15 protein-coding genes are annotated in these 25,619 nt (G+C 54.3%); 5 read left to right on the top strand and 10 right to left on the bottom strand.

The features are described 5' to 3' along the window. Window positions 1–137 precede the first annotated feature (137 nt). Complete coding sequence (locus tag HBA55_RS35830; RefSeq protein ID WP_167000763.1) at window positions 138–851, top strand: helix-turn-helix domain-containing protein; 714 nt, start codon at window positions 138–140, stop codon at window positions 849–851. An 11-nt stretch (window positions 852–862) separates the two neighbouring features. On the opposite strand, the gene HBA55_RS35835 is transcribed toward HBA55_RS35830, so the two are convergent. Further along, a complete protein-coding gene (locus HBA55_RS35835; RefSeq protein ID WP_167000765.1) occupies window positions 863–1,582 on the bottom strand; it encodes an AMP-binding protein in 720 nt (239 codons plus the stop codon). 209 nt (window positions 1,583–1,791) lie between these two features. Here HBA55_RS35835 and HBA55_RS35840 point away from each other — a divergent pair, with 209 nt between their 5' ends. Both HBA55_RS35840 and HBA55_RS35845 read left to right on the top strand, forming a co-directional pair. Continuing rightward, on the top strand, window positions 1,792–2,994 hold the full coding sequence (locus HBA55_RS35840) for an acetyl-CoA C-acetyltransferase (protein WP_167000767.1): 1,203 nt from the start codon (window positions 1,792–1,794) through the stop codon (window positions 2,992–2,994). Window positions 2,995–3,008: 14 nt separating this feature from the next. Next, window positions 3,009–5,156 (top strand): 3-hydroxyacyl-CoA dehydrogenase NAD-binding domain-containing protein, encoded by a 2,148-nt coding sequence (locus HBA55_RS35845; protein ID WP_167000769.1) that lies wholly within the window; start codon window positions 3,009–3,011, stop codon window positions 5,154–5,156. A 218-nt stretch (window positions 5,157–5,374) separates the two neighbouring features. Here HBA55_RS35845 and HBA55_RS35850 read toward each other — a convergent pair whose 3' ends face one another. From HBA55_RS35850 to HBA55_RS37945, 4 genes are all read right to left on the bottom strand, one after another. Beyond that, on the bottom strand, window positions 5,375–7,780 hold the full coding sequence (locus tag HBA55_RS35850) for a hypothetical protein (protein ID WP_167000771.1): 2,406 nt from the start codon (window positions 7,778–7,780) through the stop codon (window positions 5,375–5,377). Window positions 7,781–7,803: 23 nt separating this feature from the next. Then, the gene (locus tag HBA55_RS35855; RefSeq protein ID WP_167000772.1) at window positions 7,804–8,430 is read right to left on the bottom strand and encodes a hypothetical protein; all 627 of its coding nucleotides are present in this window, start codon (window positions 8,428–8,430) and stop codon (window positions 7,804–7,806) included. Between the two features lie 51 nt (window positions 8,431–8,481). Then, window positions 8,482–16,284, bottom strand: a complete 7,803-nt coding sequence (locus HBA55_RS35860) for a Calx-beta domain-containing protein (protein ID WP_167000774.1) — start codon at window positions 16,282–16,284, stop codon at window positions 8,482–8,484. A gap of 468 nt (window positions 16,285–16,752) precedes the next feature. Then, window positions 16,753–16,875, bottom strand: a complete 123-nt coding sequence (locus HBA55_RS37945; RefSeq protein WP_277345774.1) for a hypothetical protein — start codon at window positions 16,873–16,875, stop codon at window positions 16,753–16,755. On the opposite strand from HBA55_RS37945, the gene HBA55_RS35865 reads away from it, so the two are divergent. After that, window positions 16,874–17,980 carry a helix-turn-helix transcriptional regulator gene (locus HBA55_RS35865; RefSeq protein WP_167000776.1) on the top strand — a complete coding sequence of 369 codons (1,107 nt, stop codon included), beginning with the start codon at window positions 16,874–16,876 and terminating at the stop codon, window positions 17,978–17,980. The genes HBA55_RS37945 and HBA55_RS35865 overlap by 2 nt on opposite strands. Before the next feature lie 104 nt (window positions 17,981–18,084). After that, complete coding sequence (locus tag HBA55_RS35870) at window positions 18,085–20,730, top strand: cation-translocating P-type ATPase (protein ID WP_167000778.1); 2,646 nt, start codon at window positions 18,085–18,087, stop codon at window positions 20,728–20,730. Here HBA55_RS35870 and hypE read toward each other — a convergent pair. Genes hypE through HBA55_RS35895 form a run of 5 tightly spaced genes read right to left on the bottom strand, consistent with a single transcriptional unit; the run spans window position 20,713 to window position 25,613 of the window. Further along, on the bottom strand, window positions 20,713–21,768 hold the full coding sequence (gene hypE / locus HBA55_RS35875) for a hydrogenase expression/formation protein HypE (protein WP_167000781.1): 1,056 nt from the start codon (window positions 21,766–21,768) through the stop codon (window positions 20,713–20,715). The genes HBA55_RS35870 and hypE overlap by 18 nt on opposite strands. Continuing rightward, window positions 21,761–22,876: a hydrogenase formation protein HypD gene (gene hypD, locus HBA55_RS35880; protein ID WP_240946466.1), complete on the bottom strand. Its 1,116-nt coding sequence runs from the start codon at window positions 22,874–22,876 to the stop codon at window positions 21,761–21,763. The genes hypE and hypD overlap by 8 nt, the downstream gene beginning before the upstream one ends. Next, entirely contained in the window at window positions 22,854–23,087 is a 234-nt protein-coding gene (locus tag HBA55_RS35885; protein WP_167000783.1) for a HypC/HybG/HupF family hydrogenase formation chaperone, read from the bottom strand. The genes hypD and HBA55_RS35885 overlap by 23 nt, the downstream gene beginning before the upstream one ends. Continuing rightward, entirely contained in the window at window positions 23,078–25,360 is a 2,283-nt protein-coding gene (gene hypF / locus HBA55_RS35890) for a carbamoyltransferase HypF (protein WP_167000785.1), read from the bottom strand. The genes HBA55_RS35885 and hypF overlap by 10 nt, the downstream gene beginning before the upstream one ends. Then, a complete protein-coding gene (locus HBA55_RS35895; RefSeq protein WP_167000787.1) occupies window positions 25,353–25,613 on the bottom strand; it encodes a hydrogenase maturation nickel metallochaperone HypA in 261 nt (86 codons plus the stop codon). Before HBA55_RS35895 ends, hypF begins: the two co-directional genes overlap by 8 nt. Window positions 25,614–25,619: the final 6 nt, after the last annotated feature.

Consider the following 25,619-nt stretch of genomic DNA (forward strand, 5'->3'; position numbering starts at 1 on the left):
TCTTTCCCGGTCAAAGATTGACCAGATTGTAGGGCTTCCAGTGCTTTGTTAAAGTCGAACTCGTTGGACATGTGTCGTTCCTTTTGGGTCGTGATTATAGGAATGACACAGAATTTTTAACAGTCCCGGCAAAAGAGGTGTTTTCGAAGTACTTCTCTCACAACGACTACTTGCTGCGTCTGACCAATTATGTGCGACAAAACACCTGGTATAACGAAATCAAGGAGACCTTTCCCTTAACGGACCTGTTGCCCTTCGCCATCGAGGAATCCGCGGTACGGAGCAAGACTTTGCCGGAGGTATTGACCGGCAAGCCCCATCCTATCTTGGAGCTGCACTTGACCTATCCTGGAGAAGGCCGGGCCGAACTCTACGAAAAAACCTTCGAGTGCCCCTGCTACTTTGACCAACCCAAGAATCTGATGAAGCTGGATATCAGCCGCCTGGACGATAAGATTTTGATGGCCGATGAGGAGATGTTCAAAATTTGTGAGCAGCAGTGTAAGGAGCTGATTCTGACTCGCGAAGCGAGTTCCCGGGTTGCCGATAAAGTGCAACGCATACTGTTGAACATGCCTGGCCAGTTCCCCACCATGGATGAAATTGCGTCGATTCTGCACATTGGCACACGCACGTTGCGCCGTCAGCTGGCGAGTGAGGATATGTCTTACCAGCAAATCGTTGACTCAACCCGAAAGAGTCTGGCCCTGCAATATCTCGATGAATCGCGCCTGTCAGCGAAAGAGATCAGTTATATGCTGGGCTACACCCACGTGAGCAATTTTCGTAAGGCTTTCAAGAACTGGACCGGTCAGAACATCACGGAATATAAACGCAGCAGCTGCCACTGATTGGCGGGCTGTTAACACAGCTCCAACCATTGGATTTGTGCCCGTTTCATCCATAGCGCCAACATCCAAACAATTCCCAGCGGATGCCCCAGACTCAAGGTTACCGGTACGGATGGAGTGATCAGTCTATCCTCTATTGATTGAGCCACCCCTTTTGCGCAAAGAATCAACTCCCGGCTCTCTATACGCTGTGGTGCCAGTGACTGTGCCTTGGACAGGTGATCAAACCACCATATCGGGCTGTAACCGGGGGAATGTTCTACGCTCAGGGCCGTTACATCTGCTTGCGGTAAGTCTCCCTTGTCAATGTAAAGCACCCAGGCGTCACGCAGGAGCTGGTGAATGGCGTCAGCGATGGCACCGCTGTCTTCTCCGTCCCATTGGCCCGGCATAATGACGACACTGGGGCGACGGCTCTCACAAATTTGATAGAAACGATGGCGGTCCATTGTCGGCAGCACTGGTGTTTGTTCGGCGCCGAGTGAGTCCAGCGCAATGGCCAGGATCATCGCATCGGTGCCTTCAGGTAAACGCCATACCACGGGGGTGCCCTGTTTAATACCCAGGCGATGTAACCCGGCGGCACAGCCAGACACAGATTCAATCAATTGCCGAAAATTGTGATGCCGACCACCGGATTCGCGCATGGCTGCGGCCGTGGGTGAGCGCCCTTCTATTTGGCAAAGCAGGTCCCAGATACCCGCAGGTTCCTTCACAGCCGTTAGTGTCATGTCGTGTTCCCCTGGATCGACTTAATCCAATGTTACTCCAGTGTAAGCGGTTTCTATACCGACAAATGGGGAATCGCCGCCCATCACTCTTTGATGGCCGGTATGGATACCGATTGCCTCCTCAAATGCCATTGGTAGTCGACGGTTTTTGACATTGTTGTCACTGTGCGAGTCGATAAGCTGTGTGGGGTTTTTATTGAGAATTTGTTATGACACAAGACGTTTTTATATACGACGCAATTCGAACCCCGAGAGGGAAAGGCAAACCCGGAGGCGGATTGCATGAAGTCAAACCGATTGATCTCGTGGTCAATCAACTGAATGCGCTTCGCCTTCGCAACTCGTTGGATACTTCACTGGTAGAGGATTTGATTCTGGCAACCGGAGAACCGGTGGACGAACAAGGCCAGAACCTTGCCAAAGCGGCCATCACCTACGCCGATTGGTCTGATGCCACCACCGGTGCGCAACTGCATCGCTTTTGTGCCGGCGGTTTAGATGCCGTCAATCTTGCCTTTGCCAAAATCGCGGCAGGTATAGAATCGCTCAATTGCGCCGGTGGCGTGGAGTCAATGTCGCGACTGGGCATCGGGGCCAGCGGCGGTGCCGTGAGTGATCCCTGGGTAGCCTGGCAAAGCGACTTTGTTCCCCAGGGGGTCGCCGCTGATCTAATCGCCAATCTGAATGACTTTGACCGCGAGCAGCTCGACACCTACGGCGTTCTCTCTCAAGCTCGTGCAACACAGGCACAGACCAATGGTCACTTTCGCTCCCTGGTACCTGTGGTCGATATGAATGGTGTAACCATTCTGAATCGGGACGAAACCATCCGCCCCCAAACGACGGCAGAGGGTTTGGCAGACTTGTCGCCAGTGTTTGAATCCTACGGCGCTCTGGGCTACGACGAGTTAATCAAATTTAAATACCCACAGATTGCTTCATTGCGACATCACCATACCCAGGGCACCTCCTCTGGCATCGCTGACGGGGCAGCGTTAGTCCTGCTCGGAAACCAGCAGGCCGGCAAGCAACTGAGCATCGAACCCCGTGCCCGCATCGTTGCCACCGCTTTGGTGGGTACAGAACCGACCATTATGCTGTGCGGACCGGCCCCTGCCGCCCGTAAAGCCCTGGCCCAGGCAGACCTCAACATCGAAGATATCGATCTTTTTGAAGTGAACGAAGCCTTTGCCTCGGTGGTTTTGCTTTTTGCCAAAGAACTGGAACTTCCCATGGACAAGATCAACGTCAATGGTGGCGCCATTGCCATGGGCCACCCCATCGGTGCTACCGGCGCCATGTTAGTGGGGAGCCTGATTGACGAATTGGAACGGCGCCAGCTCCGTCGGGGCATGGTCACGCTCTGTGCCGGCGGTGGTATTGGTATTGCAACGATCATAGAGCGGGTTTAACAGGGGTACACACCATGGGATATATTCAACTGCAGAAAGATGCCGACGGCATCGTCGAGCTGATCTTCGACCAACCGGGAAAATCGGTAAACATTATGGGTGAAGATTATACCCAAGCCATGAGGGCTGCTGTTGCCCAATTGCAGCAGAGCAAAGAGACGATTACCGGTATTTATGTTCGCAGTGGCAAACCCGGCCAGTTTTTTGCCGGTGGCGACATTAATCGCATGCTGTCCATGGACCTGAAAATGGACACCACCGAAAAGGAAGAGATGTTTAACAATGTGATGCTCGCCAAGGCGCCGCTGCGGATCTTGGAAACATTGGGGGTACCTGTCGCCGTAGGCATTAATGGCCCAGCGCTGGGCGGTGGTTTTGAAATCGCCCTCGCCTGCCACCATCGTATTGCGCTGCGCTCGACCGTTATCGGCCTGCCGGAGGCTCAGCTGGGGCTGATCCCCGGTGCCGATGGATTGGTACGAACCACGCGTCTGCTGGGCATCCAAAAAGCGATGGAGGTGATTTCGCAGGGTCGTCAGTACCGGGCTGAAAAAGCGCTGGAGCTTGGGCTGTTGGATGCTGTTGTAGACAGTGAGGAAGACATGCACCGAGCGGCTAAGCGCTGGATTCGCGAAAACCCCGACGCCACCCAACCCTGGGACAAGAAAGGGTTTGACCTTCCCGGTGGCAGCCATAGCAGCAAGTCCATCCAACAGATGTTGAACTTTGCCCCCCTGCGGGTAAAGAACAAAACCCGCGGACTGATGCCCGCGCAACAGGTGATTACTGCGGCCATCAGCGATACCTCGCGTGTGGATTTTGCCAGCGCGCAACGCATTGAAGCCAGGTACTTTATCAAGCTGCTGCTCGACCAGACCGCTCGTAACCTGATGCGAACCTTTTTTGTCCAAATGAATGACTTGAAAAAGGGCGCCAGCCGACCGTCTGAGCCAGCACCCTCAACGGTATCCCATCTGGGCATTCTGGGAGCCGGCCAGATGGGCGCGGCCCTGGCCTTTTGTGCAGCACGGCAAGGCATCGAGGTGACGCTGCTTGACCGGAATCAGGAAGTCGCCACCAGGGGATTGGAATACGCTAAACGCTGCTGCGAAAAAGACAAGCGCATGGATGCGACAAGAGCCAGCGAGTTGGTTGCCCGCATCCACCCCGCTGCTGACTATGGCGCGTTATCCACCTGTGATTTTGTGATAGAGGCGGTGTTTGAAGACCGAAGGGTCAAGGCTGAGGTAACCGCAGGTGTAGAAGCCCAATTGCAACAGGATACCGTATTTGCTTCCAACACCTCCGCTTTGCCGATTACCGATTTGGCCGACGCCTGTAACCGACCACATAATTTTATCGGCATGCACTTTTTTTCACCGGCAGAAAAAATGCCATTGGTGGAGATCATCTGCGGCCAAAAAACTTCGCAAGAAGCACTGGCGAAAGCTTTCGATCTGGCGATGCAGTTACAGAAGACCCCCATTGTCGTCCAAGACGCTCCTGGGTTCTTTACCACCCGCGTGATCGGCGCCACGATTCTGCAGGGAGCTGCTCTTCTGGTTGAGGGCATAAACCCGATACTGATCGAGAACGCGGCCCACTTCAACGGATCGCCGGTTGGGCCCCTGGCCATCGTCGACGAAATCAGCCAGGCCACCGCCTATAAAAACGGCAAGCAGAACCGCCTCGACCTGGAAGCCCGAGGTGAAACTTACGTGGAAAAACCGGCCAACATTGCAGTGCGGCGTATGGTTGAGGAATTTGACCGCCAGGGTAAGGCCTATGGTGGTGGTTACTATGAGTACCATGAAGACGGTAGCAAGACTCTTTGGGGTGGACTGAAGGAACACTTTGCACCGCAGGGGTATACGGACATTCCATTTGAGGATATTAAAGATCGACTGATGTTCTCTCAGGTACTGGAAGCCCTGCGTGCAATGCAGGAGGGAGTGATTAAGAGCGCGGGCGATGGCAACATCGGCTCAATTATGGGGATTGGCTTTCCTGCACACACCGGAGGCGTATTTCAATTTGTGAACAGCTACGGATCGCGAGAGCTATTGGATCGCTGTCGGTATCTGGCGGAGCGATATGGAGAGGAGTTTGAACCGCCGGCTCTTTTGGAGGAACTGGCGGAAACCCAAAGGGAATTAGTTTAGAGGATTTGACCAGGGACAGTCGCTGCTTTCCAGTCACAGGGATGTGTTTTTTCGACTCGCGCTTTGACCAGCAGGCGCTCTCATCTAATGGGTAATTGTCGGCCATCTGGAATCTACCCTTTGCCTGCCGCTATTCATCGAAAAACTACATCCCGCATTCCATAATGACCCAGCGTCGAGTACAAGTTCCAGTTGGGTTCCGACTTCCGTACCGATACTCAGATCGCCTGAATCCTCTTTGCATACTTCCCTTTGAAATGAAAATACTCCAACATGCGATCTTCCAGTTTGCGAGTGACGCCTGAGTTACACTCAAAACTGTCTGTGACCTTACTCATAAACTTAACGGCGGCGTCAATGCTGTGGCTGGCGTTTTCTGTGCCTTCGCCAGAGTAGTAAGCATCATAGCGATTTAGCTGCTGGCTTCTGGAGACCAAATCGGCTGTGGTCGCTATAAACATTTTCTCCGCGTCGAAAGACAGGGTTCTGGCCACCGGCAAGAACTTTGGATTTACCTTATAGTGATAACTCACCGGATCATGCTGTTTGCGGTCAATGACAAAACCATAGCGATTCTTGTAATAGGTAGTTTTCTGGCGAGTCAGGGTGTATGTGCTGGCTTGAGGGCTGATACATTGCGGATAGCTGGTTTGGTAGCTCAGCAAGTAGAATTCAAACATCATCGATACCAGTGACCAATTATCTCTCATCAAACGACTGACCCGGGACTCGCCAAGTGAAGACATGTCGCCATTGATCAAGTGCGCAACAGGGTTAACTTGGCCATTGCTAAAACGGTAAGTTGCCTGCGCCATCTTGTTGAATAAATCCGCCATGGGTTGGGCAGACCGATGGTCAATGGCGATAGCGGTTTCAAAGTCACCGTAATAGATAGCGCTGGCGTATTCGCATGCTGGGAAGCCATAAAACGGGTTTTTACCCTTTGCTGAAGGCTCACAGTATTTACGGATTTCGTCCGTATAGGGCGAAACATCCTGTGGCCATAGCTGATGGTCCAGATTATCCTGAAACTCAACGATGAGCATAGCCTTACTATCGGATTCATAGTTGGCCATGCCTTTAATCGTCCCTCCGCACTGCCATCCTCTGATCGACTTCGCGGCGGTGTGTCGGTTTGCATCTTTGGAAAATGCAGATATCAGATTGTCCCGAATTTCGGGGTTGTACTTGCAGCGAAACTCGCAGGCACTGTCGCCATTACAGAAGTTCTCCGCCACATGTTGATACGCATTGGCGACCTCGCCGTAATCAAAAGTACGCTTAGTGTAGCGCTTTACGGGCGCAATAGAGTCCATTGAGTGAGATTTTGCAAATGCCAAATGATCGGGATCTTTGGGCCGCTTAAAGACGTAAGCATCGACAGTGGAAGCAGGACGATTATTTCGAGAATAGTGTGCATAGCGCTTTGGCCAAATCTCTTCCTTAATACCGTCTCTAAGCTGGTTAACCAGAGATTTATCACTACGGCTGCCTTTGTTCTTATAATGAAAATCATTGCAATCAATAATGGCGGCAACCAATCCATCGGCCTGCCGCTCAACAGCATCAAAGTTGACCCCAGAGAGATTGTTCAAGGTTTTGTTGAACGATTTCGCCTGGTTTGCCAGCTTTTTACACTGGCTTTTGCATTGTGATCGCTGCTGAGCGTTGCCTTGGCAACGGTAGGTATAAGAGTCGGCGATGTTGGCCAACATGGTTAAATCTACATTCTTCGCCACATAACCCAACGGCGCCAGTTCCAGATTTTCTTCATAGGGAACCTGATGTTGCTTCGCCAGTTGGAGGTTATGAAACCCGGGATTCTTTTCTATGCCCTCGGCGACCTGGGTGATCACGTTCAGAGCCGCGCTCCGTTGTGGAATGCTGCAACCTCTAGCACTGTTTTTGAGACCGGTTGCCAATGTTTTTATGGTTTTCTCCGCCTCATTAACCTGTGCTGCCGCAATCAGTTTTCCTGTCAGCTCTTTGACCCTATTGCAATTTGTTTGGCAGCCTCTGCCAAAGTGTCTGTCCGAACTGCAAAATCTGGCCAGATTGCCGACCTGAGAGCTGGCCTTTTTCAACTCTGCCAGGTACTGATCAGTGGCTACTGTCGGCACATTGGCGCTTCGATTCGAGGGCGATCGGGCCGGTTGCGGTCGCTGAGTGCCAAAATAAGGCAGTTGTGGATTGCGAGCCACCTGTTGTCGGGCACTGGGCTGCGGCAATTTCCCTTGATTGAGTTGCTGCGCCAGTTTGACAAACTCGCCCAGGGCTGCAGGACCTCGGGGTCCCCAGCCTTGAGCGCAACTCTTAACAGACTGCAGATAAGTGCGAGCGGACGCTACGACAGTTTGCCGATTGACGTTGGGGCGATTGATGGTTGCGTTGAGATTTGCTGATGTTTTGTAGATCATCCCACAGGCGTGTCGGCACCTCTGTGCCTGCTGACCTTGAAAAGTCTGTTGACAGGCCGCCAGTACTTGCTGGCTGAGCGCGGATGCGGCGTTAAGATTCATCTGTCCCTGAGCATTGAGCAGTGAATTTGACGCTGAATTCGCTAATGTCAAACCACTACTGAATACAAGCATAACGATGAGCAATGCTCTTGAATAAGCAACCATAGTTTTCCCCTGGATATCGATATCTATTCCTGATTTTTTCGTGCAAATCGATGTGCGAGATTCCAGCCCATCAGCCCAATCAACATCAGGTACAGTATACCAGGGGCCGGGACGTTGCCTGCACTGACAGTCACGCTGCTGAGTCGGAGTTGAGCGTTGATGTCGACCACCGAGTTCTGTGTTGACAGATTATCAAGCAATGCCTGATTAATCCCAATGCCTGCAAAGCTCAGCAACACATGGGAACCGTAGTCGGTAGCGGCACTGCCACCAGATACGCTCATCAATGCTCTCAGAAATCCGTCACCCACTTCAAAATCCAAGAATGTGGCCTCCAGGAACGGGTTAGGCAGAGGGGGAACCGTTGCAAACAGACCAATAGCACCTGCGGTAATTTCAGAACCGGTCACCCCCAAGAGGCCCGATGTGAGAATCCCACCAAATGGTGTGGCAGGAGGTATCTCAGCAATACCGAAAGGTCCTAAGCCCCCGAAAGTAATGTCGCTGCTGCTAAATGCCATCATCACGTCGCTGGAAAAGGCGGCTCCACCCGGCACCGGCGTTGTCATATCGATCAGCCCGGCACGGGCACCCTGGGTTGCTACTGCTGACAACAAGAGTATCAGGGAGGTAAAGAGTATATTTTTCATTATGTATTTCCTTTCTTCTTACTTGAATTCTCAATTGAGAAAGCGTTGCTATTAAACAAAGTCGATAACTTCCAATGAGCTAACGCCACTAACGATCAGCGTGTCATAGTCTCCGCCATCCAGGTAAATATGCAGATCAGTACCCACAGCAAATGCAAACGAAATGTCTTGATGCGGCAGCTCAATCTGGTCTTCGCCCGGCGTATAGTCGATGATTGTACCCATCTCTCGACCATCGCCGCCGAGCGCTGAGAAGACAAAGACATCGTTACCGCCACCACCAGTGAAGAAATCGAAACCGCCTCCACCGCTTAGGAGACGATCATCATCGTCGGTACCGACTAAGTAATCACTGTTCGTTCCGCCTTCGATTACGTTGGGTTCCGCAGAGCCTTCCTCTTCGTCAACTTCACCATCCTGATCGTTATCCTTGCCGTCGTTGACCTCTTCGGCGCCGGGGTAGATGCTGTTGTCAGAGTCGTCCCAGTCGTTGCCAAACACCGTCCATCCCGGTTGAATCTCGTAAGCGGAAATGGGGGCGGCGGAGTCACCGTAGCCGTCTTCATCCTGGTCTTCGTAAAAGGTGAAGGGGCCATTTACGCCCTCAACCACCAACGTAAACTGACGCGGCAGGCTGGCGCCATCGGCGTCAGACACGGTGGTGGTAATGATAATTTGCGCTTGCTCGCCAGCGGCCAGCTGTTCAGCGAATTGCGCAGGATCAAGCCTCAACAAGCTGTCTTCCAAACTGTAGGCGACCGGATTGTTATGCTGATCCAGCACCAATGTTTCGGTAACAGACAGCGGCCCGCCTTCAGGGTCTGTGGCGTTCTGCAATAAATCGATTTGCAAGGCGCTGCTGTTTTCCTGCACGGAAGGGAGAGCCACGTCGACAAATTGCGGGGCGGCATTGTTGTCATCATTGAGCACCCGAATCCGAATGGGAATGCCGTCGTACTCCGCGCCCTCTATGTCCACCACCCGAACATCGAACACTTCGTCCGCTTCCAGAAAACTGTCTGCCAGCAGTTCAATAAAGACACTTTGCCGGTCGGCATGGGCCGGGATATTGAGCTCCAGCAATAGCGGCTGTTGAGAAGAAAAATCTTCCGCATCAGTGGCGGCTGCGTCCGCAGGAGACTGAATCGCCAGCATCAGTGTGACAGGCGCATCACTGGCGGCGTCTAGCTGCAAGTCCAGCTGTACCTGTGTGGTGCCTCCGGTACCTTCCGGAATCTCCACGACAGGTGCACTGATTGTCAGTTGTGGCAAGGGGACGCCATCGTCATCGAGAACTTCGACGGTGGCGGTTGCTGAGGTAATTAATGCGCCTTCCGGCGCCACCACCGGGGAAATCGACAGGGTAACGCTGCGGTCCGGGTCGACTTCGGTGTCGGCCTCCAGCTGCAGGGTAATGGTTGTGGTGTCTTCGCCATCCGCCAGGGTAATTTGCGACGGCGGCGGAGTGATAAAGTCTTCCGCCAGCAGATCGCCTGACAGGGAGACATCAAAGGTTTGTTCCCCGCTCGCGTCGCCAGTACGATAAACGCGGTACACCAGATCGAGGGTTCCTTCGTCACCCTCTTCAAGCATGGGGGTCGGTGACACAATGCCCAAATAAACCAGGGTATCGTTCTCTTCACTGGCAATGTCTATGTCGTCCAGCGCGGTAATGGGTATCTCCAGCGCGGCTTCGACAAAATCAATACGGCCCGTGACCAGGTAATCGTAAATAGCATTTTTCCTGGCAGTGGGGTCTAGGATTCCCAGCGCATCTACAGCATTTTCAGCGGCGGCCAAAACTTCGTCAGGCAGTGCATCGGTGTCGAGATATCTAGCCGGGAATGACGTATCGGTGAAGCTGTCAGTGGTTTCACCCTCCGCGTAGTTGAACAAGGTGTTTAGCTCAGTCACCCTCCAGCTGTCGGCGTAGATACCGTAGAGTTGTTCCGGGCTCAGTTTTGCCCCCAGCTGGGTGCCATCGGCCAACGCAAATTCGTTATCAAGGTTTTCGTCGAAGTTGCCCAACAATCCATGGAAGCTGCCCGCTTCACGATCGTCTGCAGGAAGGAAGCCGTAGTTGATAAAGCCGTTTTCAACATCAATTGTCAGACTGTCGCCACTGCCATACTCCAGGGTATACAGGTTACCGTCAAAATAGATGCGTCCGGCGCCGAGGTCTTGGTAACCCGGAGCTAAGGGTATATTCAGCGAGACGCCATCAACTGTCAGCGGCGAGGCGTGTTTCGCGTCGAATACAATCCGATGGCCATCCATGTCGGTGGCGATCGCGCTGATCAATGAAGCAACATCGCTGCCCGGTACCGGCTCGGTGCGAATCTGTACGCTGATCGGCGCGCCTAACACCGACTCCAACAGCACAAATTCGCCCACCGCGTGGAAGTCGTAAGCCAATCCGTCCAAGGAAACCAGATGCGGGTCGCCGCCGCCCCAACGCAAGAACCGAGTAGAGAAGGACACACGGTCATCATCGTCTCGCAGAATCTGATCCGCAAAGGATTCCAGAATAACGGCGGAGGAGCCATCGGCCAGAATCGCATTATCAATGTGGAAGGAAATGGTCTGATCGGCCTCCGGAATTCTGTCCGCGTCGACGGGGAATCTGAGGATTTTTTCCGTCTCGCCGGGGGCAAAGGTGACGCTGCCCGACAGTGCGGCGCCGTCAAGCTCCGGGTTTTGGCGCACGGGGACCATAAAGTCGTAGATATAGGTATCAAACAAATCATCAAGAATAATACCTTCCCGCGAGAACACCTCCAGGCCATCGGTAATATCCACCGACAATGTCTTGTCGATAAAGGGCCCCACCGAGCCGCCCAGGCTCAGTACGTCTTCCGGATCGCCCTCCTCCGCGTCCTCTGGTGTTTCGCCGCCGGGCAGTTCATAGCTGAAGGAGAGACCGCCGCCAAGGGCCTTGATCGTCCCGGACATCTTCGGCTGCAGGCGGTAGCTGATGTCCATGGTCATCCCGAGTTCATAGGAGAGGCTGCCTTGCAAATCACCAAAGCTTGACTCGGGTACATCCAGTGTAATGGTTGTGCCCTCATCCAGATCGAAGACCTGACCGGCAATCGTCAGCGTTGTATGAAGTGTAGGGTTTAAGGTGACCGCCTGAATCAAATCCAGGCCCGCCGAGGCAAGCAGCTGCAACAGATTGAAATCCAGCTCCGCACCAAACTCCGCACCAAATAGAGAGAAGCTGGGCAGCTCATATTCCTCCTGGAACCAGTCGAGGGGTTCGAACTGATAACTTAACTCAGAGGCAAACTCCAACAGGTTCAAATTCAAACTCACCAAAGAGCTGCGAATTTCATTGGTGACCTCTGACAGCGCATGGTTGGAAAAGCTGCGGCTCTGCGTATCGCCGCTGGGAATAGAGAATTCCAGGTCAAGCCCTTCAAACAATTCCCGCGAAAAACCATTCAGTGCGTTGACTTCCAAAATTGGAATATCGTCGAGATCAAAAGTAATGGGGGTAATCGGCAGATCAATCGGATCGAGCAATGGCAGATCCAGGCTCAAGTTCTGCAAACCAATACCGGTACTGTCCAAATCAAAGTACAAACCGGTGCCGCCAAATTGTAACGACTGACCTTCGGTATGGTGTTGTATGCCGTTGTCACGCAGCATGATGGTCAGCTCGTCACCCGCCTGCACGTAATTGGGCAGCAGCAATTGCGAGCGCAGGCTGCTGTCGACCTCGTACTCGCCCAGACTGAATTGATCCAGCTTCCACTTCAGTGCACCGGAAAGATCAAAAACGGCCTCTCCAGATAGCACTTTATCGAATGCAACGGGGTCCGGGCTGAGATCGAAACTGGCCAGGGTGTACTCCAGATCACCGCCAAAGACCGGGTCGATGCCTGCCAGTTGGCTTAGCAACAGCGGTTCGTCCTGCTCGAAACGATGGTCCAGAGTCACCAGTTGCAGGTCGCTGCCGATGTCGCCAAAGGGGTTTTCGGCGAAGGCGTTGGCGGTGTCCTCCACGGTAAATTGACTGGCGTATTCAAGCTCGTATCTTGAAAACCGGAACAGCCGCTCGTATCCGAGCCACCAATGCTCGGCTGGTGTGGTACCGTTCTCCCACAGAGAATAATCGACGGTGAGGGCTTGATTAACGTCTCCCTCGCGCCGAATCACATAGGTCATTTCGCCGGGTTCGTCGTGATTTTCGAACCAATAGCGTCCTGAACTGCTTACCCCGCGACCACCGCCTTCATTAACATGAGTGCCCACGGCTTCCACCGTCACCATGGCTTGTTCGTCGTCATTGAGGATGGTGCCCAATGCGGTGCCCTGGTTCAGAATCTCAACGGTGTTACCAAGGTCGGAGGTGGCTTGCTCCAGCACCACTCGGACTTGTTCATTGTCTTCAAAGGTATAGTCGCCGATAATACCGAGTGTGATTTGTTGCTCCGTTTGTCCGCTTTCGAAAATCAGCGTACCCGACTGCGGCAGTGCCCCATCAATGTCGTCGGCAGTGGCGCTAACGCCTTCTATGCGGTAGTCCACCTCGATCCGATCTTGAGTGCCGCCCGAGCGGGTCAGGTTGAACACCAACTGACGATGATCACCCGGGCCGCCTTCGTCCGTGGTTTGCGCATTTAATATCTGAATTTGAGGTGCGTCGTCATCGTTTACCAGCGTGACGGAGGCACTGGGATTACCGATGCTCACCGCGCTGCCGTCTTCCACGCTGGCGGCCAATATCTGCAGTTCAAAGGTTTCGTTTTCTTCCAGCAGGTAATCACCCTGTACATCCACGGCAACCGTTGCTTGTGACTGTCCGTCGGTAAAACTGACTTGGCCCGAGAAAACACTGCCTGGGGCAAAGTCGTCGCTGTTGGTCGGGTCGCTGCCAGTACCCAAGATCTGGTAATCGACATTCAGGGTACCTTCAAGACTGCCGTCACGGGTCAGGGTAAACTGCACCGGGGTTGTGCCACCATTGCCCTCGTCGACCGATTGGTTGGCGCCGGCTGACACCAGATGTTCGCTGCCCGCGATGGTGCCGACGGCGGAAGCGGCAAGAATGTCCACCACACTTTGGTCAGAGCTTTGTGTGTCCGTGATACGCAGCTGCAAGGACTCGGACAACTCTGCCGTGTCGGCATCCACCAACGCCTCCACCGAGAGGCTTGCACCGGTCTCACCCGGCAACATTTGCAATTCTCCGGTTCGGGGCAACAGACCGCTGATATCCGCACTGTCAGCGGCGTTACTGCCTACACCCTCCAGCACGTAGGTAATCGTCAGAAGATTGTCGAGATCGCCGCTGCGGCTTAGCTGGAAAGTGCCCGTTTCGCCCTCATCAATGGCAAACCCGGACACTACGGACAGCTGCTGAGCACCTTCGTTGGGATCGGTTTCTGAGACGGCGAGTTCGAATTCGAATCCACCAAATCGATGCACTGATTGCCAATCCATATCGGCCACGGCCGGGATGTCAAGATCGGCAACGCCAACAAAGAAATCACCGGTATAGGTGGCCACAAAATTGGCGACCAGATCGCCCCCATCGTTGATCACGTCATCGTACAAAAAGCGTTGCAGTTCGTTGCCGTCCTGATCATAAATCGCCAGGTCCAGCGAGCTGCCGTATACAAGACGGCCGTCCAGCTGCAGGGTGTAGCTCTGCCCCTGCTGCCAAGAAACCTTGTACCAGTCCTGATCCTGTCCGGATTCAAGCACGCCGATTTGGGGGGTATCCAGTGCGAGTGTGGTTTCAGTACTCACATCACCGGCGACGCTGTCGAACACCTGCACCACGGAGAACAGATAGTCGCCACTGCCACCCGAGTTCGACTCCACTTCGATAATCAGCTCCCGCTCTTGCAACACCGGCACGATGTAGCTGGTGTCACCTACGCCCCCCGGGCCTTGCCCGCGAATCCACAACTCGCTGTTGGAACCGGTGGCGTCGGGATCATGAAGCCAGGACGTCATCATAAAGCCGTCGAGAGGATTATCACCAATAGAGGAAACGGTAACGTAGACAAAACTGCCCGGGTCGGCCTGGATGCGGAAAAAGTCTTTATCTTCCTCCGATTGCAATCCGGCGACAACTGCCTGACCAATGTCCAGAACAGTGGCGTTATCGATATCGTTGCCGAGGGTATCAGTATTGGTTTCTATCTGTTGGGCTTGCAATACGGATATGCGGTAACCACCGGTAGTTTCTATTGGTTCGAAGAAACCTGTTATGGGGTTGTACCTGGAGCCCGCGTCGACATAAAAGAAGAGCTCTTTGTCTTCCGTATCCGACACCAGATACTGCTCAACCGCTCGGCTGCCGGTGTAGTTGCTGTAATCCACCCGATTGGTTTCATAGTCACCATAGATCACCGTGCCCATGCCGGGTGGCAAAAGGGGATTGCCACCCACACCTATCGTGGTAACGACGTAGAACTCTCCAGCCTCGGCGTTCAGACGAAACTCATCGTGATCGCCAATATGATTGATCGCCGCATAGTAACCGCGTCCCGGCTCCAGGGTTACGGGGGTATTGTAGTCGGGGATAACGTCAACATTGCCTTCCAGTGGCGGTTGCAGGGGGTTTTCGACACCGCCCTTCTCTTGGCCGTCATCCAGCGGACCATCGTCGCCCCCTCCGGAGCTCCCATCTCCGCCGCCAGGGCCATCAAACTCAACCCGATAGTATCCGGATGAAAAAGAATTGAGCTCCACGAGAATCAAGCCATTACGGTATGGCAGAAAATCGTTAATACCCTGGCGCACACCAAGTTGGTCGCTCGTATCCAACGTGAGCGAATTCAAGCTAAGCGGCTCTTCAGTGACAGTGCCGTCATCCATGTAGGTGAAATCGTGGAGCAGATCAATATCAAATTCTGCAGCGCTCAGATCGGTTGCTACAAAAACCACGTCGGCATCCATTCCCGGCAGCGGCAAAAACTGTGTATTGTCTGCAAAGATGTCCAGGTTATAGAGTTCACCAGCCACCACTTCCATCAACAGGACGTCTGTAGCGCCAGAAACATGCGGTAAAGTAACGGCGGTGTTGTTATCGATGATAAGCGGTTCGATGATGGGATCGGGTAACGAAATTACCGTCAGATCGGATTCCGAAACATGGCCCATCTGATCAAACAGCAAGCGATAGGTCTGGCTTGACGACCAGTTTGTGGACACGCGGGCATAGAGCGTTTGATCCACCTCTGGGGTTAACTCCAGAGCTTTTTGGTACGACTCATCCCAGGGATAAACGGTGCGAATAAGATTACCGTCTGCGTCGAGCAACTCCAGCTGCCAGGACCAGTCATTGCCAACACCCAGTTCAGCCCCTTGGAGCTCCAGGGTATACGTCAAGCCCGCCTGTACATCGAATTGATACACATCGACATCCGGGGCATTCGACACCTCGCCGTCGGCACGTTCACCCGCCAGGAGTGGAGCCGCCTGTGCTACGGTATCGCCGACATCGGGGATATCGGCGCTGGCAATTTCGTGGACACCCAAACGATAGTGGCCGGGAAACCCGGAAAAGTCGCTGGTTTGAAGGTAATAGGAGCCTGTTTCCGGCGCCTCAAACTGCAAACCAGAGGCGGAGAACCCCCCGAATTGAAAGCCCCAGTCAATCCATCCCTGATCCGGCCCAAACAGCTCCAGGGACAAACCGTCGTCAAACTCCCCGGTGGCACCAAAACCGGTAAAGCTGTAGGTCTCACCGGCCACCAGGTCAATCTGGTACATGTCGATATCGCCGGAATAATGTGAATAGCCGAAATAGGTATTATTGATTTCGAGCGGATGGGCATTGAGGAAATCATCGGTGATATCGGGTGATGATGGAGTATCGGTGGTTAGTCTGGACACAAAATCGCTCCTTTCAGACTCAGGGGCCTGGCCCCTGGGGATCCTTGGTTAAACAACGTTGGAGTAATCTCAGGGGTTCGCCGAGTGGGAATCCCTCCAACTGGATTGCCGGCGACAGAAACATTGATTCCGTACAGCAAAAAGCGCGCCAGGAGATTAAACCTTTAACTGCCGGCAGCTTGGACGTATGTACCAACTAACTTTGGAGCTCTAATTGTCAATCTGTAAAAATAATTGACGTGCGCACTTTCGATAAAACCGGTGATTTCCCAGAAGGAGCGGCTGCATGGGCAGAGAGGTAAGACCCTGGTATTCATGCCCCAAGCCCTGCCATTCTGACCACACAATTCCACCCCGTAGCCTGCGGGAATTAGCACGCCTGAGACTGTAGAATAAAGGTGCCTTAAAACTTCGCCGGTGTATACAGACGTCAAATTAGCAGCACTGGTATTCTTGCGAACCTACCATTTAGTAGGTGGAGGTTTGGCCGAAGCCTTCCACAAAGCTGGACAGGGGGATGAAGGAGAAGCTATAAATGAAATCAGCCATTGAATGAATGACCACCAAGCCTTCAGGAATATCATCTGTCATGGAATCGATGCATGAGCTGATAAACCGTATCTACGACGCGGCGCTGGCCCCTGAAAATTGGAATCAGGTATTGGAATTGTTCAATCAACGATATAAGGCGATATCCACCGGTTTCTTCACCCAGTCTGATCGTCACGAGCTCTTATTCACCCAAATTATCGGTATGGATGATTCGTATTGGGAATCGTACGATCAATACTACGCGGCCCAAAACCCCTGGCTCATCGTGCCGGGTTTGATGCGACCTGGAAGGATTCTAACCGACCACTCTTTGGAGCGTCTGCATGGTACAAGGGATGCATTCACAGGAACGGAAATATACAACGAGTGGTACGGAAAGCAGGATTTTCGCCACACAATGGGCGGCACCATCGTTGATCACAGTGGAGACAAACTGAACTTCACCGTGAATCGACCCGCACAAGCAGGGTATTACACGACGAATGAGATCCAGGAACTGAAAATACTGTCCAAACACATCATGCGCGCCGTGGACATTAATCAGCGAATTCAACATCTGTCCGTTGTTAACACCGCATCAGAGGCCGCCTATGAATCCCTCAATCTTGGTGTCTGGGCTGTTAATAAAAGGCTGAAGGTAATTTACCAAAATGTTTACGCGAAGAAACTCAGAGATACAACGGAAATCTTTTCTAAGGATGAAGGGGCTGTACTGAACCCAGGTCAGTTTAAAGAAGTGAATTCGAAGCTGCTCAGTAGGATCGAACAGGATAGAAAAGATTTCATTTCCATTCCAAGGGTAGGAAAACCCCCTCTAATGATAACGATTATTCCATGCCGAAGATCCGGTTGGTTTGGGATTCAGGAAATATCAACAATTCTATTTGTATCCAACCCCGATGACAGAGTGCTTGGTAGTCAGGAGTACATTGAACAACGCTGGGCACTCACACCCATGGAGGCGCAGTTCACATTACTAATGTTGCACGGAAAAACGATAACACGTATAGCTGAAGAGCTATCACTGACGAAGGCTACTGCCCAATGGTATTCCAAGCAAGTGATGAACAAGCTTGGGGTGAATCGCCAGGCAGAGGTAATTCTCAAGGTCTTAAGTGATATTTCCCTGCGCCTAAATCAGTAAGTGATCGTCACGTAGATGGGAGAAATAACATAAGCTTTATAGCCTCTCGTAAATCTATGATTCTTTGAAAACGTTGATACAACACAGTAAAGGAATATCTGGCGATGGAACAAACAGCTGCACAAGGCCTGTCCTCTGCCGAAGCCAAAGAGCGACTGCAGGAGTTCGGTCCTAACCAGTTGCCGGAGAAACGCGGCGACAACCCAGCGCGTATTTTTGTGTCTCAGTTCAACAGCCCCTTTATCTACATGCTGCTGGCTGCGGCCCTGGTGTCATTCGGCCTTGATCATACCGTCAATGGGGTGTTTATCCTCGCGGTACTGGTACTGAATGCAACGATCGGAACCATACAGGAATACTCTGCTCAACGTGCCGCCACTGCCCTTAAGCAAATGGTTCCGCAGTTTGCCGCTGTGATTCGCGACGGCGAGACGCAAACGGTGAACGCGACCGAGCTGGTGCCAGGGGATATGGTACTGCTGGTCTCCGGTGACAAGGTTCCGGCAGACTTGGCTCTGTCCAGTGTGCAGGATCTGTTGATCAACGAATCCGTGCTCACCGGCGAGTCAAACGCGGCAATAAAGCAAGTCGACACCCCCATACCCGCAGATGCGCCTCTGGCCGACCGCAGCGATCAGGCCTTTGCCGGCACTATCGTCACTCACGGCCGGGCCAGGGGCGAGGTCATCGCCACCGGGCTGCAATCACAGATTGGTCGTATCGCTGCCGACGTAAGCGCCGTCGAACATATCAAGCCACCGCTGCTGCAACGTATAGAGCGCTTTACGCTGAGAGTATCCTATAGCGTATTAGCAGTGATCCTGTTGTTGTTTGTGATCACGCTATTCCGGGGCGCGGACCTGGCCAGTGTCTTTTTACTGGGGGTCGCGCTTGCGGTTTCAGCCATTCCGGAGGGGCTCCCCGCGGCCATCACCGTGGCCCTGGCTATTGGTATGCGGCGTATGGCCAAAGTCAACGTCATCGTGCGCAAGCTGGTGGCCGTGGAATCCCTGGGCTCCTGCACTTACATTGCCTCTGACAAGACCGGCACCCTGACCGTTAACGAAATGACTGCCAAAGTAGTCCTGCTACCCGACGGCAGACGCTACCGTGTGGGTGGCGAAGGCATGGACATGCACGGCGACATCCTCGGTGAAGGTCTGCCCCCGGGTGAAAATGACGATCTGGAGCCCTTGATTCTCTCGGGTTTGCTGGCCAACGAGGCCAGTCTGGTTTTTCGTGACAACCAATGGAACGCCAGCGGCGATGGCGTAGATCTGGCTTTTCAGGTGCTGGCCGCAAAATACGGCTTTGACTTACAAAACTATCGCCAAACCTATACCGAGCTCAGCCGCATTCCCTATGAATCGGAAAACGCGTATAGCGCCAGTACCAACGACGTCGCGGGTGAACTCCGAGTACATGTGAAAGGCAGTGCGGAGAAGGTGCTTGCCATGTGCAAGCGGCTGCCCGGGGGAGCATCCATCGACCCCACTGCCATTATGACACAGGCCGATCAACTCGCCGGCGAGGGTTATCGCGTGCTGGCATTGGCAAGCGGTGCTGTTTCTGAGGGCACCCCGTCGCTTGCCGGTTGCATCAACGATCTCACCTTTCAGGGGCTGGTCGGTATGATTGACCCCCTCAGGCCGGAAGCCAAGGACGCTATTGCCCGTTGCCGCGACGCTAACATCAAGGTGGCGATGATCACTGGCGACCACCCGCAGACGGCACTCGCCCTGGCCCGGGAGCTGCGCATCGCTGACACTGATGACAAGGCCGTGACGGGCACACAGGTGGAGAAGGCTGCCGCACAGGGCGAGGAGCAACTTGCAGAATGTGTCGCCTCTTCGAGCGTTTTCGCCCGTGTTGAACCCACCCAAAAACTCACGATTGTGCAACGGCTAATCGACTCCGGTCACTTTGTTGCCGTGACCGGCGATGGGGTTAACGATGCCCCCGCCCTGCGCCACGCTCATGTGGGTATTGCCATGGGTAAACGCGGTACCGACGTGGCACGGGAAAGCGCAGAACTCATCATTACTGACGACAATTTCGCCTCGATATTACAAGGCATCAAACAAGGTCGAATTGTTTATAACAACATTCGCAAAGTGGTGTTTTTGCTCATTTCCACCGGTGCGGCTGAGATTACCCTGTTTATTTTGAGTGTCCTGTTCGGTTTTCCCATTCCCCTATTCCCCATTCAGTTGCTCTGGTTAAACCTGGTGACCAACGGTATTCAGGATGTAGCGCTGGCGTTCGAACCTGAGGAGGGCGATGAGCTGAAACGAGCGCCCCGTGCACCCTCCGAAACCATTTTCAATCGCATCATGGTGGAAAGGGTCTTAGTCAATGCTGTGGTGATGGGGTGCCTCGCTTTTATCGTCTTTGCCTGGTCCCTTAGCCAGGGGATGAGCGAAGAGTCCGCCCGTAACATTACCCTGCTGCTGATGGTCCTGTTCGAAAATGTGCATGTGCTCAACAGCCGCTCCGAAACCCAGTCCGTGTTCCGACAACCGTTTTTCGGCAATCCGTTACTGCTGTTCGGCATGCTCGCCGCCCAAGGTATTCATATTGCCGCCATGTACACACCCGGGTTAAAGGACGTACTGCAAGTAGAGCCTGTCAGTCTACTCCAGTGGGCAACACTACTGTGTATCGCACTGGTATTGATCGTTGTCTCTGAGGCCCACAAGCACATTAACAAGCGCAAGGCGGCAACAAGGCCATCAACAGATGCGGGGTAGCTGTTCACCCGATAGTCTGTCAACAACCCGCAGGCTTCCGATGGCGTTTTCCAATACCACCGTGCCGGCATCCGCCTGTTGAACCTCACCAATGGCCGCCGCCAATGGGCAACCGTGCTGGTGCAACACCTGCAGTGCACGCGCCTGATCACTCGCGGCGACAACCGCCACAAATCGTCCCTCACAGGCAACGTACATTGGGTCCAGACCGAGGAATTCGCAGGTATCACGCACGGGTTCACGGACCGGTATCAGGCTTTCCTTCAGGTAGATCCCAAGATGACTGGCGCAAGCCAGTTCGCATAACACGGTCGCCAAGCCACCGCGCGTGGGGTCGCGCAGGCAGGACACATCGATCCCCTGGCGATAAAGTGCTGATACCGGATCAATCACAGGGCCGGCATCGCTGGCCAGCTGAGTCTCCTCAGTCAACAACCCTTCGCGCAATGCCATGATTGCAGCCCCATGGTCACCCACCGGGCCACTCACAATCACACTGTTGCCGGGCCGCATCCTGGCCGGTGAAGGAGGCGCATCCACGGCTTCGTCGAGCAGGGTTCCGATGCCGCTGGTAGTGATATAAACACCGTCGCCCCTGCCCTTTTCCACCACTTTGGTATCACCGGCGACAATCAAAATACCCGCCGCCTTCGCCGCGTCTGCCATTGAATCCACCAACCGATGCAAGTCGGCCAATAGCAAACCTTCCTCCAGGATAAACGAAACACTGAGATACCGCGCCCGGGCCGCGCACATGGCCAGATCGTTAGCGGTACCGTGTACGGCCAGGCTACCGATATCGCCGCCGGGGAAAAACAGGGGACTGACGGTAAAGGCATCAGTGCTCATGGCCACAGGCCCGGACAAATTCAAGGTGGCGCCATCGCCCTGTGCAGCTAAAAAAGGATTATCAAATGCCGCCACAAAGCAGTCGTTGATCAACCGATGCATGATCCGGCCGCCACCACCATGAGCCAATACAACACGCTCGTAGTCGTTAAACGGCATGGGGCAATTCAGGGTGATCTCGTCAGTCATGCGCAAGCCTCACAATCTCTGTAGAGCGGTAGCGGTAGTATGCAGCACAAGCACCTTCGGTAGAGACCATCGGTGCTCCCAGCGGATGCTCCGGCGTGCAACCGCGGCCGAATTCGGGACACTGCGCGGGTTTGACAAGCCCCTGTAACACCTTGGCAGCCATGCAGGCCCGAGGCTCACTTACGTCTCCCGGGTCACAGTCGTATCGCTGTTGCGCATCAAAGGTGCCGAAGGCCTCGCGGATTTTCAAGCCGCCAGCGGGTACTATACCGATGCCTCGCCAGTGCTGGTCGACGACTTCGAACACCTCGCTGACGGCGGCCCTGGCTAACGGATTGCCATCGGCAAAAACGCTGCGGGCATAGCGGTTTTCAACGTTCGCGACACCGGACTCAAGTTGCCTTACCGCCCCTTCAATCCCCAGCAGAATATCCAGCGGTTCAAAACCAGTGATAATCACAGGAACGCTAAAACGCTCGGCAATATCGGGATATTCTTCAACCCCCGCCACCGTACACACATGGCCAGCGGCCAGAAAGGCATCAACTCGGTTTTCGGGCGATGAGAGTATCAAGGACATCGCCGGGGGTACCCGGACATGGGCCGCCAACAGCGAAAAATTGGAGAGTGATAAGGCGGCGGCCTGCTTCACCGCCATTGCCGTTGTCGGCGCCGTGGTTTCAAAACCCACAGCGAACAAAACAACATCACATTGCGGGTTTTGTCGGGCTATGGCCACGGCATCGAGTGAGCTGGTTACAATCCTGACATCGGCACCCCGGGCACGGGCCTCAAACAGGTCGCCTCCCTGACCCGGCACCCGCATCATATCGCCGAAGGTGCACAATATAACGCCGGGCTCCAGAGCCAGGATTCTGGCGCGTTCAATCATCGCCAGGGGAGTGACACAGACTGGACAACCCGGCCCATGTATCAGGGTGATGGCATCGGGCAAGAGTGTTTCGATGGCATAACGGGCGATGGTGTGGGTCTGACCACCGCAGACTTCCATAATAGTCCAGGGCCTGGAACAGCGCTCATGTATGCGACCCAAAACCTTTCTTATGGCCTCCGGTTGGCGGAATTCACTCTGGTATTTCATAGTCATTCAGCAATTTCAAGGTTTCGTGAGCCGCCTCTTCATTCAGTATTTGAATGGCAAAACCCACGTGCACAATCACATAATCCCCGATCTTGGCTTCGGGTGTATAAACCAGGCAAACCTCCTTCGTCACACTGCCAAACCGAACTTTGGCGCAAGGTAGTTCGGATCCGGTCTTAACCAGTGAGATAATCTCTCCCGGTATGGCTAAGCACATGGTCCCTCCTGCTGTCGTGTTCCAACGTTCTCCAGGGTCATTGCCGCCACCCAGGCCTGCCCCAGTGCCAGACCACCGTCTCCAGGGGGAACTCTCTGTGGAAATATGACCCTGTGGCCGGCATCAACCAATGCCCGTTCACAGCTTTCCAGCAACAACTTGTTTTGAAAACACCCGCCGCAGAGGGCAACCGTATGCATCTGCGAGCGACCGACCACGGCCAACACCATCGCCACCAGGGTGGCGTGGAAACGAGCGGCGATGCGGCCGGGCTGCTCTTTTTCGGCAAGCATTTGCGCTAACGTCGGCCGCCAATCCAACTGCTCCCCATCGAACGAAAAGTCATAGGGATTGATTACGCCATCGCCTTGCGACTCAGCAAATGCCGCCATGGCAGCGTATTCCACCGCCATAGCGGCCTGGGCTTCGAACTGCGATTGTTGGCAGAGTCCCGACAACGCGGCCACGCCATCAAACAGGCGCCCCATACTGCTGCTCAATGGCGATGATGTCGATGACCTTGCCAGCCGCGCATAAGCGCAGAGCTGCTTATCGGTGTCGGGCAGTGCCAGTCCGGCTTCCGCGCATAAACCCGCAAGCACCCGCCGACCATCGCGCGAGGCCGCATCACCTCCCGGTAAAGGAAAAGGCCGCAACCCTGCCAGGCGTCGATAGCCGGACGCAGTGACCTGCAGGAATTCGCTGCCCCATAAGCTGCCGTCAGCGCCGAGTCCGGTGCCGTCCCAGGCAATACCCAGTGCCGACTTTATACCGTGCTCGGCCATACAGGCGGCCACATGGGCGTGATGGTGTTGAACCGCAATCACCGGACGCCCGTCTTTCCGCGCCCACATACCGGGCGCATAGTCGGGGTGCATATCCGTCGCCAGAAACTTCGCCTTGACCCCGAGGCAACGTGTGATGGATCGAAACCCACTGAGCATGGCATTTTGGGCGGCAAGCGTTCCCTGATCACCGACTTGTGGCCAACACAGGACGCGATCCTGAACCCATAGCGCCGGCGATTGTTTGAGGTGGCCACCGGTGGCGAGTATGGCCGACCCTGCCGTCAATCCCGACTCCTCATCACGGCCGCTTAACGCCAACATGGTCGGCGCATATCCCCGAGCCAGTCGCAGTATTTGTAATCGATGACTCGCAATCCGCACCACCGAGTCGTCGGCGAGGTTAAAAATGTCGCGATTATGAACCAGAAAACCATCGGCGATATCGGCAAGCCCCTCAAGCGCCTCGGAGTCATCGGTAAACATCGGTTCGCCGTGGAGATTACCGCTGGTGACCACCGTCGGTGCACAACGCTTTTGAGCCAGTAAAAAATGTAACGGTGATGCCGGCAACATCGCGCCAAGCCAGGGACTGCCGCATGCCACCGACCCCGCCAGGGAATCGCCGGTGGCGCGCAACAGAACAATCGGTGCCGCAAGGCTTTCCAATGCTTGCTTTTCGTCTGCATTAACCGACGCATAGCGAGACACATCATTGGAATTTAAAAACATCACCGCAAGCGGTTTGGCCGGGCGATGTTTTCTCCGTCGCAGGCGTTCGACCGCCTGCTGATTGTCGGCGGCAACCAGGAGTTGGTAGCCGCCAATACCCTTAAGGGCCAGTATGCCGCCATTGGCCAGCAAGGAAAGCGCCTCATCCAGTGCCTGGCTGCTTTGGGAATAGCTTCCATCTGCGCGGTGAAAAGCCAGCCGGGGACCACAATCCGGGCAGCAAATACCCTCTGCGTGAAAGCGCCGGTCGGTGTCGCTGTCGAATTCCGCACGGCAGCTTTCACACAACGCAAATGTCCGCATAGCGGTGTTCTCGCGGTCATAGGGTGAATTGGCAATGATGGTAAAACGGGGCCCGCACTGGGCGCAGCAAATAAACGGGTATTGGTAGCGCCGGTTATGCGGATCATTCAGTTCCCGCAGGCAGTCGCCGCACGGAGCCAGATCCACAGACGTGGCAAGTTGCGGAAAACGTTGTTCCTCACTGGCGAGAATTTCGAAGCCACTGCTTTTTCGCCGCGGAACTTGGCATTGGTCAATGTCGGTAACGTCGCTGCCCCGTGGAGCATCGCACTGCACGCGCGTTAAAAAGTGATCGAGCCGTTGCGATTCACCCTCAATTTCCACAACCACTTCACCCGACAGGTTTTGCACAAAGCCAACGAGGTCCATGGCTCTTGCCAGCCGTGTGACGAACGGGCGGAAACCGACGCCCTGCACGACGCCCCGGACAGCGACACGGCGCCGTTCAATCATGGCGCGGCTCTGCCAGATCCACAGAGACGATCTCGACACCACCCAGATAATCCGGGTCCTCGATAATATCGAGGCCGATATCGCCCAGGTTTCGGTTGGCAATTTCCACCTCGAAATGTGATCGCAGGTGATTCGCGGAGCCACCCGCCAGGGCCCCCAGCCGCAGGGTAACAGCCCTCAGCTCCGACCCGTGGCTGCGTGCCGTTGCCATTGCGGTTTCGAGCAAGTTACGAATCAGGCCAGTCTCGTGCATGCTTGT

This window comes from Pseudomaricurvus alkylphenolicus (genome assembly GCF_011683955.1).
Lineage (GTDB): Bacteria > Pseudomonadota > Gammaproteobacteria > Pseudomonadales > Cellvibrionaceae > Pseudomaricurvus > Pseudomaricurvus alkylphenolicus.

Bases quoted from the DNA above. Each gene is read 5' to 3' on its own strand.
- HBA55_RS35835 (WP_167000765.1), bottom strand. From the start codon at position 1,582: ATGACACTAACGGCTGTGAAGGAACCTGCGGGTATCTGGGACCTGCTT.
- HBA55_RS35840 (WP_167000767.1), top strand. From the start codon at position 1,792: ATGACACAAGACGTTTTTATATACGACGCAATTCGAACCCCGAGAGGG.
- HBA55_RS35845 (WP_167000769.1), top strand. From the start codon at position 3,009: ATGGGATATATTCAACTGCAGAAAGATGCCGACGGCATCGTCGAGCTG.
- HBA55_RS35850 (WP_167000771.1), bottom strand. From the start codon at position 7,780: ATGGTTGCTTATTCAAGAGCATTGCTCATCGTTATGCTTGTATTCAGT.
- HBA55_RS35855 (WP_167000772.1), bottom strand. From the start codon at position 8,430: ATGAAAAATATACTCTTTACCTCCCTGATACTCTTGTTGTCAGCAGTA.
- HBA55_RS35865 (WP_167000776.1), top strand. From the start codon at position 16,874: ATGGAATCGATGCATGAGCTGATAAACCGTATCTACGACGCGGCGCTG.
- HBA55_RS37945 (WP_277345774.1), bottom strand. From the start codon at position 16,875: ATGACAGATGATATTCCTGAAGGCTTGGTGGTCATTCATTCAATGGCT.
- HBA55_RS35870 (WP_167000778.1), top strand. From the start codon at position 18,085: ATGGAACAAACAGCTGCACAAGGCCTGTCCTCTGCCGAAGCCAAAGAG.
- hypE (WP_167000781.1), bottom strand. From the start codon at position 21,768: ATGACTGACGAGATCACCCTGAATTGCCCCATGCCGTTTAACGACTAC.
- hypD (WP_240946466.1), bottom strand. From the start codon at position 22,876: ATGACTATGAAATACCAGAGTGAATTCCGCCAACCGGAGGCCATAAGA.
- HBA55_RS35885 (WP_167000783.1), bottom strand. From the start codon at position 23,087: ATGTGCTTAGCCATACCGGGAGAGATTATCTCACTGGTTAAGACCGGA.
- hypF (WP_167000785.1), bottom strand. From the start codon at position 25,360: ATGATTGAACGGCGCCGTGTCGCTGTCCGGGGCGTCGTGCAGGGCGTC.
- HBA55_RS35895 (WP_167000787.1), bottom strand. From the start codon at position 25,613: ATGCACGAGACTGGCCTGATTCGTAACTTGCTCGAAACCGCAATGGCA.